Genomic DNA, 14,260 nt, shown 5'->3' with positions numbered 1-14,260 from the left:
TTAAAATGAATCGATCTCAAGTTCTGGAAAATACGTTTGCACATCACGTTTGAACCGCTGCCAAAATTCTTCCTGTGAACGAAAGTTTCCCCGGGCGTATGCATCCATCAGCTCATTAAAAATGTCATTAATATCGCCATCAAATGATGAGCGGACCACTGCCTGCACATTTTCTGACTCCTCATTAAAGAATTCAAAATAGTTTTGGCCAGCTAAAAAATCGCTTGTAATCTCTGCTGCCACTCCTTCATTTGCCTCACGATGGCTTGTATAATACTGTTCGTCAACGGCTAAGTTTTGCAAGAAGTCAACGTCGAAGCCGTAAAACTTCACAAATTCCCAAGCCAAGTCTTTGTTATCGCTGCCAGAATAGACGGAATAAAATGTTCCGCCTCCACTAAAAGCAGCAGGGCCGCTCGCCAGTCCCCATAGCCCGCTAGTGTCAGGGGCATTTGCTTGCAAGACATATTGCAAATACCAGGATGGCCCTGGATAAAACAGGACTGAGCCTTGCTGCATAGAAGCAGTCCACCCAGGAGACCAATCATCTAACATCGCCAGTGCGTCCGCCTCAATTGCTTGATCAACCAAATCCAGCACATCACTCTTTGCTTGATCGATGACTAGTTTATTGTCGACGACCCATGCTTGGTTAACGAGTGCATCTTGCACTTGCCCGATTGAATTCCAATTTGGCAAACCACGGACTGTTCCACCGCTTTCCTCATAAATGCGTTTGCTAATCGAAAACACATCATCCCACGTTTCGATCATCGCACTAACCTCTTTTGGGTCATCTGTTCCTAAGTACTCTTCCGCCAAATCTCTGCGAAAATAAAAGCCGCCGGTCGTGCCTTGATAGCCAATTGTGCGAACATCTCCATTTGAGTCCTTTTCAATGCCCTGAATATATTCGTAATGGTCCTCGACTAACGCATCTGCGTGGTATGGCGCTCCTGTTAACGATTCTAATGATGGATGGTCAATAAATTTCCGAACATATTGAGCTTCTAGCGCAAATACATCAGGCGCCCGTATTCCTGTTGACAATGCAGACCGGAGCTTTGTTTCATATTGGCTTGAAGGAATATATTGAAAATTAACTTTTACATCTGGGTACACTTCCAAGAATGCGGCAACAGCGTACTCACCTTCATTCGTAAAGCTCCAAATCGTAATCTCGTTTTCCTCTTCTTCTGGGCTGCATCCGATTAAAAAGAAACTTAAAACTGCCGCCAAGGTCACCACTTTTTTCCCCATACATAACCCTCCAATCATGTCATTAACTTTGTTTGTTTATGAAATAAACTAAGTTGGCAAGTGTTACCTATCCGAAGAATAGCCAACCAAAAAAGAAAGCGCTTTCAAATTTCATTATTCCAACGATCGTTTTTCTTGTCAAGTGAAAAATGGTCCAATTCTGTACTATTATAATCTTTTGATTCCTTGTTTATTATTCCTCCTTATCGCCAGCAGCTTAAAATAAATAAATGGAGCCTGCCCAAGACAGACTCCATCCTCATTATGAAGATATTGATCGTTAATAGATTTTGTCGCCATTAAAAATGGAATTCTTCACAACGACATAATCAACATTACGGATTGCGTCTAGTTTTTTGCCTCCTGCATAGGAAATCGAAGACTGGAGGTCTTGTTCCATTTCTAATAGTGTTTCGGCTAACGAACCTTTGTGCTCGACATACATTTTCTTGCCTTCGACATTTTTTCGTTCGCCTTTTTGGTATTCTGACGCTGAACCAAAATACTCTTTATAAAGCTTGCCGTCCTTTTCGATCGTCTCGCCAGGAGATTCTTCGTGGCCTGCGAACAAGGAACCGATCATCACCATTGTTGCGCCAAAACGGACCGACTTGGCAATATCGCCGTGCGTGCGAATGCCGCCGTCGGCGATAATCGGTTTGCTTGCAGCTTTCGCGCACCAGCGCAGCGCTGCAAGCTGCCAGCCTCCCGTACCGAAGCCTGTTTTGATTTTAGTGATGCACACTTTTCCAGGTCCTATGCCGACTTTTGTCGCGTCTGCACCAGCATGTTCAAGTTCACGTACAGCTTCTGGTGTGCCGACATTGCCAGCAATAACGAAACTCTCTGGCAAGTGCGTTTTAATATGGCGGATCATGTTGATGACCGCTTCGGAATGGCCATGGGCTATATCAATCGTCACATATTCAGGCACTACACGTTGGTCAGCCAATTGTTCAACAAATGCGTATTCTTCTTCTTTTACACCAACGCTAATGGATGCGTACAATCCCCGTTCATGCATGTCTTTGACAAAAGCAAGGCGTGTTTCTGGCTGGAAACGGTGCATAATATAAAAATAATCATTTTCCGCGAGATAACGAGCAATTTTCTCATCAATAATCGTTTGCATATTTGCTGGAACAACTGGAAGCTTGAACGTACGGCCTCCAAGTTCCACACTTGTATCGCATTCAGCACGACTTCCAACAATACATTTTGCTGGAATAAGTTGAATATCTTCATAGTCAAAAACGTTTTCCATCATTCACACCCCTAAAAACGAATGTTATAGAATAAAAAAACAAAAATCATTCGCCCATAGGGTAATATACATGATCGCGGAACCGTTGTCAAAGTTTATTTAGACAGAAAACGCCTCAATTTATTGCTTCCACTATTGTTTTATAAAAAAAGCATGGCCTGCCGTTCGTCTATGCGAACAGCAAAAGAACCAGCTCCCGCTGGTTCTTTTATTCATCTTCGTTTGTCGGTTCTTTATTTGGGTTGCCATACTGATAATTAGTTGGCTCAATTGGTTCAAAGCCATCAATCGCATGGAAACGAAGCAAATCTTCGTAAAGCACACGGTCTGAGTAATCTAACTGCTGGTCAACTTTTTCCTGGATTTCATTTGTTTCTTCTGTCGGTTCCAGAATTTCTCCTGTCTCCGTATCGTAAAGAACACCATTCACTGACGTATACGCTGGCGTTATATAGTCGCCACTTCGAAACGAAACAATCTCATCATGCTCTTTGGAAAACAAGTCCGTCCCAAATTGCACATAAGGTTTGGCACTAATGCCTTGTAAATGGAGGAGCGTCGCCATTACATCAATTTCCCCGCCATATGTGTGGTCCACGCCGCCTTCCATGCCAGGAACACGAATCAGCAGTGGCACTCGCTGGTTTTGAGCATTTTGGTGAGGAGTGATTTCTGTACCTTGAATTTCAGCCATCGCCCGGTTATGGTTTTCGGAAATGCCATTATGGTCTCCGTAAATCATAATCACCGAGTCCTCGTACAAGCCTGACGCTTTTAGGTCAGCAAAAAATTGCTCAAGGGCTTCATCCAAATAACGGGCCGTCTGAAAATAGTTATCGACTGTATTGTCTCCAGTAGTGGCCCGCTCAATCGTTGCATCTTCTGGATCCAAGTTAAACGGATAGTGGTGCGTGAGCGTAATCAAATGGGCGTAAAACGGCGTTTCCAATGACTCAAGCATTGGAATCGATTCTTCGAAAAATGGCTTGTCTTTTAAGCCTAAGTTAACGGTTTGTTCTTCGCTCATATCATAATAGCTTGCATCAAAAAATTGATCGATACCAAGCTGTTTATACATCGTATCGCGATTCCAAAAGGATTTATAGTCGCCGTGTAAAACAGCGCTCTCGTAGCCATGCTCTTGGTTTAAAATGGCTGGAAGCGATTGGTACGTATTTTGCGCTTTCGTCACAAAGGCAGAACCTTGCGGCAAACCAAATAAACCAGTGTCAAGCATCAACTCCGCATCCGCTGTCTTCCCTTGCCCCGTTTGATGGAAAAAGTTGTCAAAGTACGTCATATCCTCAGCCCCGGCGGCTAATGAATTCAAGAATGGCGTAACCTCCTCGCCGTTTAGCTCATAATCAATTAGAAACGACTGGAAGCTCTCTAAATGGATTTTAATGATATTTTTGCCCTCTGCGATGCCAAAGTAGTCCTCATTCGGCTTGGCGAAACGGGAAACCGTGTAATTTTCAATTTCCGTTAAATCATCGCTGCTTGCATACGCACGTTGCGATTCCGCTTGCACGGTCTGGATACCATCATAAATGGTGTAATTATACAAACCTAAATATTTCACAATATAGTTGCGGTCAAACGTCCGTGCAAGCAACTGTGGGCGATCGATTTCTGCCATAGCTAAATTGGCAACGAACAGAGCAATCGCTGTAACAACCGCAGTTGTGGCCACGCTTTTGCGAAAGCGTATTTCAGGAACTTCCCTTTTCCATAAATAGAGGCCAATTAAAAACGCTACATCGAAAAAGAACCATAGATCATACCAACGCATGGCGGCAAACACGTTTCCAGACATCGTGCTTAAGTTGGATGCCTGCATTACGTTAGGCAGCGTAATAAAGTCATCGAAAAAGCGGTAAAACAGCACATTCGCATAAAGAATGGCGCCAAGCAGGGAAGCAAACACAATGATCCATAAGTTGGAACGTCGCCCTTTTGCAAACAATGCCAACCCAAATAATAAAACGCCCATGCTTAATGGGTTCAAGGCGAGCAGTAATTCCTGGTACGGCCCTTTGACCCCTAAATTAAATTCTGTTTTATACGTCACATATGTTTTGAGCCAATATAAAAATAGAGCAAGCCAAAAAAACATCAGCTTCTTTGAAGCCAACCTTTTTAAATTTGACATTGGACATCTCTTCTTTCCAATAGAATTTCCTTATTTCATCGCATAAAACACCCATAACTAGTCAACTATTATATTCGGAAATTCGTTTTCTAGCAATGAATATTGGAAATAAATTGGATAACGATAACAGCCCCCATTGTCTTTAGAGCGGTTAACAAAGGGGTTTAGCCACTTTTTAAAGCATTGTGTAAGATTGCAAAAATCCTTGTCCCCTAAGTGAGAACAACCTTTTTGCTTACTGTGACAATTGAGCGGTAAACACTTGTGTTTGATTTTTCAGCTCGTTCAACGTGTTTTTATCAAGCAGGCTATCGGTGATAATTGCCGTCGCCTCTTGCAAACGGCAAAATGTATAAAACGCGCTTACCCCAAATTTGCTGTGGTCTGCTGTAATATACAACTGCTCAGTCCGATTGCAGACGATCCGATGGCCTTCCCCTTCTTCTTCATTAGCCGCCGTTACTTCGCTCCCGTGAATGCCATTCGTGCCGATAAATGCTTTATTAAACCGCAGTGTCCCTAACAACTGCCTTGTTAGAGCTCCGATGAATGAACCAGTCCGTTCACGGTATTCTCCTCCTGCTAATAATAGCTCAAAACGAGGATCGCCTTTAAATTCCATAAAAATCGGCAACGAAGTCGTCACAATTTTCACTCCACTAGCCTGAATGTACGCATGCATCGATTCATTTGTTGTGCCAGGCCCAAGAAAGACCGTGTCATGGTCATGAATGAGTGAAGCTGCTTGTTTCGCAATCGCCTTTTTTTCTTTTTGATTTAAACTCTGCTTTTCTGTGTTCGATAGCTCTTTGTAGCCTGCTTTTGTGGCTCCGCCATGTAAACGCACAAGCAATCCTGCTTCTTCAAGCGCCTGCAAATCGCGGCGCACCGTCATATCTGCCACTTGCAGCTCTTTCATTACATCTGCCACTTTAATCATGTCACTCTGTTCGAGCATCTTTACTATCCGTTGCAGTCTTTCTTCTTTTAACATTACTTGCACCTCTATTATGTTAAAAAGTGTTTGTTATTGTTCGTTTTTGTTGATATAATCATAGAAAGTTTTGCAACCGCTGTCAAATAGCATTTGCTTATCTGTCTCTTTACGCTAAAAGGAGTGACTCTATGAACACGAATGAGATTGCTGCTGAATTTAAAACAATTTTTGGCTCTTTGCCAGACCGGCTTTTTTTCGCGCCAGGACGTGTGAACTTAATTGGCGAACATACTGATTATAATGGCGGTTTTGTCTTTCCCGCCGCTTTAACAATGGGGACTTACCTAGCAGTCCGCCGCACAAACACGAACGAATTTCGCTTAGCGAGCAAAAATTTTAGCCAACGGATTGCTTTTCCAAACAATGAACTTTCGTACAATAAAGAAGATGATTGGGGCAATTATCCTAAAGGTGTCATTGCTTCCTTTCAACATTATGGTTTTGATTTAGGCGGGGCCGATCTTTATTTTTTTGGAAACATTCCGAATGGGGCAGGCTTGTCTTCTTCAGCCTCGATCGAGATGGTGACAGCCTATATGGTATCTTCCCTAACAGGCGCCAATTGGGACCGCCTCGACCTTATAAAAACATGCCAACATGTTGAAAACAACTTTATCGGTGTGAACAGCGGCATTATGGACCAATTTGCTGTTGGCATGGGCAAAGCTGACCATGCGCTATTTTTGCAAACGGATTCGTTGCAGTACGAACTTGTGCCACTAACGCTGGGCAATCACGATATCGTTATTACCAATTCAAATAAACGCAGAGGACTAGCCGATTCTAAATACAATGAGCGACGGGCCGAATGTGAACAAGCGCTCGCTGACCTTCAAGCAACTGGTCTCGACATTCGCACATTAAGTGATGTCACACTAGCTGTGCTCGAAAAACACCGCACCGCTTTTTCGACGGCGACGGTTGCCAAACGAGCTAGCCATGTTGTCAGCGAAAACAAACGTGTGCTTGAAGCTGTATCGGCGCTAAAAGCCGGAAACCTTCATGCCTTCGGGCAACTGATGAATGAGTCCCACCAATCGCTGGCACACGATTACGAAGTGACTGGCAAAGAGCTTGATGCTTTATATCAGTTGCAACACCGAGCCCCTGGCTGCATTGGCACACGTATGACTGGAGCAGGATTTGGCGGCTGTACCGTCAGCCTTGTACAAACAGACAAAATTGAAGCGTTTCAAGCACATGTTAAAAAAGGCTACGAGAGCGAATTTGGCTTTCAACCAAGCTTCTATATTAGCCGTGCCGGTGATGGCGTAATCGAACTGCCTTTGGCCGCTGCGGCAGATTGAGGGCAATAAGATGGAAAAACAGATCTACACACAAATTGAAAAATTGCTTGCTTACGGCGTTAAAAAAAAGCTGCTCCCTCTTGCTGACGTCGACTATAGCCGAAACCAGCTTCTGGACCGTCTTGGCCTCGATGCGCCGATGATCGGGGAAACGCTCCCTGAGACCAATGAGCCCATTTACGACATCGTTGCCCCGATTCTTGATTGGGCAGCAGACAATGGTCGCCTTGAAGCGAATACAGTCACATACCGGGACTTATTCGACACAAAATTGATTGATGCAATTTTGCCGCGTCCAAGTACGGTCATTGAGTATTTTTTCCGTATTTGCGAACAACAAGGCCCACAAGCGGCAACTGCTGCGTTTTATCAGTTTTGCAAAGACGCCCATTACATTCGTACAGACAGGATCGCCTTAAATGAAAGTTGGCTTGCGCCTACCCCTTATGGCGACCTCGAAATCACGATCAATCTATCAAAGCCGGAAAAAGACCCTGTTGCCATTGCTGCGGCCAAAAAAGAAGCCTCTTCCCACTATCCTAAAGGGCTTCTTGCCAAAGAAAATGTTGGCTTTGCCGGTCGAGTTAACCACCCCGCACGGCAAAACTTGCGCTTAATTCCGGTAACACTTGGCAACGAACAGTGGTTTATGCAGTTTTCTCCTTATGTCTATTATGAAGAACACGCCATTGTGCTTTTCGAAAAACAGCGGCCTATGCAAATTACCGCCAATACATTTACAAGGCTGCTTGAATTTGTCCAACAATACACTCATTATTTTATTGGCTCCAATGCCGATTTGCCAATAGTCGGCGGTTCGATTTTAAGCCACGACCATTACCAAGGCGGAGCCCATACATTTCCAATGGCGAAAGCGCCATTGAAAATGGCTTTTACTCTAAAAGGATATCCAACTATAAAAGCCGGCATTGTCAAGTGGCCTATGTCTGTCATTCGTCTCGCTAGCGCAGACCTAGCATCGTTGCAAGCAGCTGCTACTGCTATCCTTTTGGCTTGGAAAACGTATAGCGACCCATCGCTCGACATTTATGCAGATAGTGACGGGACACCTCATAATACCATTACGCCGATTGCCCGCAACAAGGGCGGCTTGTTTGAACTCGACCTCGTCCTTCGCAATAACCGGACGACAAAAGCCCATCCGCTCGGGTTATTTCATCCCCATGCGGACGTGCACGCGATCAAAAAAGAGAACATTGGCTTGATTGAAGTAATGGGCTTAGCCGTATTGCCTGGACGCTTAAAACAAGAACTAGCTGAGCTAGCAACTGTCTTACCGAGTGCTAATGCTGCAGAACAAATTGAGCAAAATGAAGCCATTGCGAAACACAAAGAGTGGGCGCTAACGCTAAAAGAGCAAAAGCCGAACCTTACAGCAGCGAATGTGGAGGAGCTCCTTAAGCAAGAAGTCGGTCGGCTGTTTGCGACTGTCCTCTCCCATGCCGGCGTCTTTAAAGATACAGACTCAGGGGAGGCTGGTTTCATCCGTTTTCTCAAAAAATCAGATTTGATATAAAAAACACATGGCGATTGCCGCCATGTGTTTTCCTCTGATTCTCTACTTTCATGAACCAGCCACTTTTATTTTTTGACTGCATGAACATAATGAATGGTTTCAAATGCTGACAAATGATCTTGCCTGTTAGAAAAGTACCGTTCATTGATTTTCTCAGGCGTAAGCGTCTCATAGATAAGCAAACCGCATTGTTCCAATAGCCATTCCATTTCACTATAAGAATAACAGGACTTATCGGCTCTCCACTTGCGGCTGCCATTTTCACCATGTTTTCGACTCGATTTGAAACCCCTTTTTCTTCAAAAAGCGTCTCATCTGCATAATCAAACACAATCGAACTTCCCGTTGGCACAAGGGCAAACAAATGGGCAATTAAGCTTGAAAGCTCTTCCTTCGTCAAATAGTAGGAAACACCTAAAAGGCTAAAGAACGTCTTCTTGCCAGCAAACCCTGCCTCGATTAATGGTTGCCCAGAAAACGTCTTGCTGAAGTCCATAGGAACGAAATGAAGGTGGCTTGGAATCTCAAAACCAGCCTGCTCTAACTTTTTCTTCTTAAATTCCTGCGTCATCGGAGAATCAACCTCAAAAATGTCTAATGTATCCTGCAGCTCTGGATGCCTAAAACAAAATGTATCCAAACCTGCACCAAGGATGACGTACTGTTTGGCCCCTAGCCGCACTTCATTCAGAAGCACGCCTTCACAATAGGAGGCACGCGCTAAAGGCGTTGGAGAAAGTTGTACTTGGGTAATCCACTTTAATATCTGTTCCGAATGGCCTTTCCATTTTTGGGCAATTTCTTCGTTAAAAAAACCAATCCCCTGAATCATGTTGGCCTTGATCTCCTCATATTCGTCTTCGGAGAGCAAACGGTCCGCTAAATAATCATCAAAAATCTTCGGTTGATCAAACTGACTATGGTATGCTCTTCCAAATGCAGAAATAATAGAAGTTAAACTAGGACTCCCCTTTTGCAAGCCATACACGCTCCTTCATCTTCAAAAAAATAGGATTCCCCTGGCCAGGAGAATCCTATTATACAATAAAAACAATAATATTCAATTATAGCATAAATAAATTTTTTTGTCAAGTTATAACTTCTGGATTTGCCAAGGTGCTTACAGCTAGTAATGACTTCCCTAATAAACAAACAAGGAGAGAACACCATACATTCGTGCAGTCTCCTTGCTTCATTCTCCCTATGCTATACTTCCGACGACGGGTTCCGTTTCATGCTTTTGCTTGTCTCAACCTTGTCATTGCCCATAAAAAACGCCGCTACTAGTGCAACCGCAATCGGAATGAGCGCAAGGGAGAAGATAAATGTAATTGAATCGGACATCGCTTCCGTAATTGTGCTAAGCACATCAGGCGGTATTTGCGCTCTGCCTTCTGGCGTAAACAATTCTTGTAAGTTTTGGCTTTCCACTTGAATTGGTGCTTCCTTGAATGCTCCGTTTAATCGGTTGGAAAAGGAAAGCGTTTGGACAGTACCGAAAACAGCGAGACCGACCGTCATGCCAAATGAGCGCAAAAACGAGTTGGTTGAGTTGGCTGAACCACGGAATCGCGGCGATAATTGATTAATGGAAGCAGCAGGCAAAAGCGAAAACGAAAAGCCTACGCCTAGCCCAGCTAAAGCGATATAAAGCGCCAATGCTATTCTTGTGACATCTGTACCCATTGTTGCTAGCAGTGCCATGCCTGTAAAAAAGCAGACGCCTGAAAATACCATCATTGCCCGAAACGAGATTTTCGTCTGCAGCGCTCCGCCAATCATGCTTCCAACTACCGAGCCAAGCATCATTGGCATTAACGTTGTCCCAGCGTCAGATGCCGTACCGCCGAATACGGCCTGGACAAAGATTGGAATAAACACAGCCAAAAGCACAAATGTGCCGCCGTAAGCAAAGGCAATTAGCTGCGACGTGGCAAATAGACGTTTTTTAAACATCCAAAACGAAATGATCGGCTCCTCTGCTTTCCGTTCGGCGAACGCAAACACGGTAAACAGAACCGCCGCAGCCGCAAACAGCAAAAGGATCGTTGGAGAACCCCAACTGTACGTACCGCCCCCAAGTTCAAGGGCAAACATTAAGCAACTAACTGCAAGAACAAGGGATCCAGCGCCAAGCCAGTCTATTTTTTGTTTCGATGCCTCCATCGTTTCTTTGTAATAACGGACAATTAAAAACAGCGCCACCGCACCGATTGGCACATTGATATAAAAAATCCAATGCCAGCTTAGCGCTTCCGTTATAAATGCACCTAATAGAGGTCCAAGGACACTGGAAAGGCCAAACACAGCGCCAATAAGCCCAGTCATCTTTCCTCGTTTCTCTGGCGGGAAGAGGTCGAAAATAATCGTAAAGGCTATAGGCATCAGGGCTCCGCCGCCGATCCCTTGAATGATGCGAAACGCTATTAATTGATTCATCGTTTGCGACAGGCCACATAAGACAGAGCCAAGCAAAAACATGAGCAAGCCAAATACGAAAAAACGTTTCCGGCCATACATGTCAGATAATTTCCCGTATATAGGCATACCGGCCATCATCGCGACCATATATCCAGCCGTTACCCATACAAATTGCTCATAATGACCGAGGTCGCCAACAATGGTGCCCATTGCTGTCGCTACAATCGTATTGTCGATGGCGGCCATAAAAATGCCTAGCAGCAAACCCGCTGTTACGAAGGAAGTGGAATTTGTTTTCTTCATATGTATAATCTCCTCAATAAAACCAGTACACTACGCATAGCTTATCACAGTTTACGACAAATAGCCGGGTTCTTCTACTTTCTTACAACAGCCTGTAAAAAGGCGCCCGTAAAAGTGGCGCCATAACCTGAAACAAAGGCTCCCTTACGTCACTTTGCTCCCTACTCTTTAACAGAGACATGAGGATTTTTCACCTATCGTTTTGCTTTAGTCCATTTGCTCCGCCAGCCGTTTTACAGCATGAAGTAGTAACGCTGGGGCAACTTCCGTAGAGTATGTCAATTCTAAACGTTCAGTCCGCTTATGGGCGTCTTTGCCAAAAGGCCCTAAGTTTATTGTCGGAATGTTAAGCGCAGCGATTTCCCTTAAGGGAATGTGATAACTTCGTTCGTATAATGGCATATGCTCTTTCAATGCCACATCTGGAGCAGCAGCCTCTCTCGTTACCCGGCAATAACTCACATCCGAGAGACCTGGAAAAAAGGTTTTTTGCACAAGTCGTTCACCAAATTGATCGGCACAAACTTGCTTGAGCTCCTCTACAAGCGCCAACAAACTTTGATCTTGTTTCTGGTCAAGACGCACATGTGGATAATAGGGCGGAGCAAGCAACAGCAAATAAAAAGGTGCCCTGTCTAAAAAATGGGCTGACACTCGCCGTGCAAATGCAAGTGTTTGCGTCGTGTAATCAGCCGTTTCCGCTACACTTTCGGATAATGCTTCTTCGTAAACGTCCTTAAATGCATGCTTTCCATACTTGTGAACTCCGAGCTTGTAAAGATCAGTTAACGTATAGACTTTTGGCTGTTTCACTAGTGCTGTCAGTGATTCATTGCCAAATGCTTGGCGATGGCGGAGAAGGCGCTCATAAATGAGCGTGCTTGCCTGGTTGCAAGCCTCTTTTACACGCTCCATAACTTCCTGGGGTCCTGAGTCTAGCGTTAACACATTATAAAATAAATAAGATTCATTTGGCGTTTGCACATCGTACGTTTCCTTTAAGTCTCGAATGCGCAAACATGTTGGCGACGGAGAAACTTCACCATCGACTTTATTCGAAAACCGCTCTGACCATTCCATTTCCACGGCGAGTTGGGCAGCCATAACAGCAGCATTAATGCCTTCCAACGGTTGGCCAACATGCGTTTCCTTGCCGATACAGTAAATGAACGGGAGCAGCTTCCCTGTTGAGCCCGTATAAATGTATTTGTTCCAATCATTCGGATAAGCAGAAAAATTCGGCTCCGAACAAATGCATGCTTGGAAGTTCCAGCCATCTTCCTGCATCGCTTTCAATTCATGGATAGCGGCAAACATTCCCATTGACAGCTTTTCTTCGTCGGGCACGGCGACCAGACATACATTGGCCTTTGCGTCTTTATCATCAGCGATGTCTTGCAAAACAGACAACTGCATCGCAAGTCCGGCCTTCATGTCCATACTGCCACGTCCAAACAAATAATGGTTAGATTCCAAATCATGACGTGCGTCCTTGTCAAGATAGCCCTCTTGCTCGGCCAAAAGCTTTTCTTTTAACAAATCAGGAGTAAACGCATCCTCTTTATACATTCCAAAATCATCGACGCCAACAACATCAAAATGGCTTAACAACATGGTCGCTTTTTTTGTCGTAGGCGCTTTCGCCAAAAGCGCGACAACCGCTTCCCGTCCGAGAGAGTCGCCTTTTAAAGGGACGCGTTTGATGTGCTGCGGATAGGCTTGGTAATAAGGGATTCGCTCTAGTACCGCAACAATGCGGTCAGCCATTTCCCGTTCTTGTGTCGTTCCAGAAATGCTTGGCTGCTTCATTAGCTCCAGCGTCAATTGATAGACACGCTTTGCATGTGGGTACCGTTCTGACATCGCCATCCCCGCTTCCTCTATTTTGGTTTGTAGAAAAAACGCAAAGCGGCTTTCCGCTAAGCGTTTTTCTCTGTCACTTTGCCTTTTTATTTGGCTATAGGTTTGCCGACTTAAGCCCCTTTTGGGCAAATGCTTGCTTAGCAAGTAGAACGGCTCCTGTAAGACCCGCGTCATCGCCGAGTCCTGGAGGCACAACATATTCCTCAAGATCGCCCATCTCCACATAGCCATTGATTTGCGTAGCCAACGCTTTGCGAATAAGCGGATACAAGTGGCGTTGTTTCATGACACCGCCTCCTAAAATAACTCGCTTTGGCGACAGCACGTATGTGTAAGTAGCGATTGCTTGGGCTAGATAGTATGCTTCCATTTCCCATACTTCGCTAACTTCGGCAAGCTCTACACCTGCTTTGCCCCATCGCCCTTGAATAGCGGGACCAGCAGCAAGCCCCTCAAGACAATCACCATGGTATGGGCAATTGCCCTCATAGCGATCATTTTTATGGCGTACAACAGGGATATGCCCCATTTCTGGATGGCTAAGCCCTTCCAAAATCGTCCCGTTTACGACTGCGCCAGCGCCAATGCCAGTACCGACTGTAATATAAACGCAACTGTCAAGCCCCTTGGCAGCACCAGCAGCAGCTTCAGCAAACGCAGCTCCATTCACATCTGTTGTAATCGAGATAGGAATGTTTAAATGGGCAAAGGCGCCAAGGAGCGAATAGCCTTGCCATCCTTTTTTAGGCGTACTTGCCAGTGAGCCGTATGTAGAAGATCCTTTTACAAGATCAAGTGGCCCAAAACTGCCAATCCCTAAACTATCAATTTGTTGTTCTTCAAAAAACGCGATAATCTCTGGCATTGTTTCTTGTGGATGTTTGGTAGGAATCGTCAGCTTCGCCAACCACTCGCCTGTTTCATTGGCGACGCCACAAACCATTTTTGTTCCCCCTGCTTCTAAACCACCATATCGTACTTGTTCCACTTTCGTTCCCCCTGCACTAGAGCTTTTTCTGTTAGTATACCATTCCCTTGGCAGGCTCGCAGTGAAAAGATTGAATCTCTTCAAAGAGAAAAATGAACGGCGCTTCCCCAAGGAATGATGCAAGTGAATCGAACCCAGTGCTAACCAATCAATACGGATAAAAATACG

The 14,260-nt window shown here is 44.8% G+C and carries 9 protein-coding genes and 1 pseudogene; 2 read left to right on the top strand and 8 right to left on the bottom strand.

Features of this window, described 5'->3' with window-relative positions; all coding sequences use genetic code 11:
• The 4 genes from N6H06_RS05005 to N6H06_RS04990 all read right to left on the bottom strand — a co-directional run bounded on the left by N6H06_RS05005 (nt 1) and on the right by N6H06_RS04990 (nt 5,670).
• On the bottom strand, nt 1–1,260 hold the full coding sequence (locus tag N6H06_RS05005; RefSeq protein WP_263705772.1) for an ABC transporter substrate-binding protein: 1,260 nt from the start codon (nt 1,258–1,260) through the stop codon (nt 1–3).
• A 280-nt stretch (nt 1,261–1,540) separates the two neighbouring features.
• Nucleotides 1,541–2,524, bottom strand: a complete 984-nt coding sequence (gene guaC / locus N6H06_RS05000; RefSeq protein WP_302475440.1) for a GMP reductase — start codon at nt 2,522–2,524, stop codon at nt 1,541–1,543.
• A gap of 208 nt (nt 2,525–2,732) precedes the next feature.
• Complete coding sequence (locus N6H06_RS04995) at nt 2,733–4,676, bottom strand: LTA synthase family protein (protein WP_062746118.1); 1,944 nt, start codon at nt 4,674–4,676, stop codon at nt 2,733–2,735.
• 235 nt (nt 4,677–4,911) lie between these two features.
• The gene (locus N6H06_RS04990) at nt 4,912–5,670 is read right to left on the bottom strand and encodes a DeoR/GlpR family DNA-binding transcription regulator (RefSeq protein WP_263705771.1); all 759 of its coding nucleotides are present in this window, start codon (nt 5,668–5,670) and stop codon (nt 4,912–4,914) included.
• A 131-nt stretch (nt 5,671–5,801) separates the two neighbouring features.
• On the opposite strand from N6H06_RS04990, the gene N6H06_RS04985 reads away from it, so the two are divergent.
• Together N6H06_RS04985 and galT are read left to right on the top strand one after the other, a co-directional pair.
• Nucleotides 5,802–6,980 (top strand): galactokinase, encoded by a 1,179-nt coding sequence (locus N6H06_RS04985; RefSeq protein ID WP_095238403.1) that lies wholly within the window; start codon nt 5,802–5,804, stop codon nt 6,978–6,980.
• A gap of 10 nt (nt 6,981–6,990) precedes the next feature.
• The gene (galT, locus tag N6H06_RS04980; protein ID WP_095238402.1) at nt 6,991–8,517 is read left to right on the top strand and encodes a UDP-glucose--hexose-1-phosphate uridylyltransferase; all 1,527 of its coding nucleotides are present in this window, start codon (nt 6,991–6,993) and stop codon (nt 8,515–8,517) included.
• Between the two features lie 65 nt (nt 8,518–8,582).
• Here galT and N6H06_RS04975 read toward each other — a convergent pair.
• From N6H06_RS04975 to N6H06_RS04960, 4 genes and pseudogenes are all read right to left on the bottom strand, one after another.
• Nucleotides 8,583–9,496, bottom strand: a pseudogene (locus tag N6H06_RS04975) (class I SAM-dependent methyltransferase).
• Between the two features lie 227 nt (nt 9,497–9,723).
• Complete coding sequence (locus tag N6H06_RS04970; protein WP_094425881.1) at nt 9,724–11,241, bottom strand: MDR family MFS transporter; 1,518 nt, start codon at nt 11,239–11,241, stop codon at nt 9,724–9,726.
• 207 nt (nt 11,242–11,448) lie between these two features.
• Nucleotides 11,449–13,248: a M20/M25/M40 family metallo-hydrolase gene (locus N6H06_RS04965; RefSeq protein ID WP_062746105.1), complete on the bottom strand. Its 1,800-nt coding sequence runs from the start codon at nt 13,246–13,248 to the stop codon at nt 11,449–11,451.
• Nucleotides 13,199–14,047, bottom strand: coding sequence for an ROK family protein (locus tag N6H06_RS04960; RefSeq protein WP_263705877.1), 849 nt, complete (start codon nt 14,045–14,047; stop codon nt 13,199–13,201). The genes N6H06_RS04965 and N6H06_RS04960 overlap by 50 nt, the downstream gene beginning before the upstream one ends.
• Between the last annotated feature and the right edge of the window lie 213 nt (nt 14,048–14,260).

The sequence above is a fragment of the Shouchella tritolerans genome (assembly GCF_025770735.1).
Taxonomy (GTDB): domain Bacteria; phylum Bacillota; class Bacilli; order Bacillales; family Bacillaceae_D; genus Shouchella; species Shouchella tritolerans.
The sequence above is the reverse complement of the archived record's forward strand: the minus strand, read 5'-3'. Positions and strand labels throughout refer to the sequence as shown.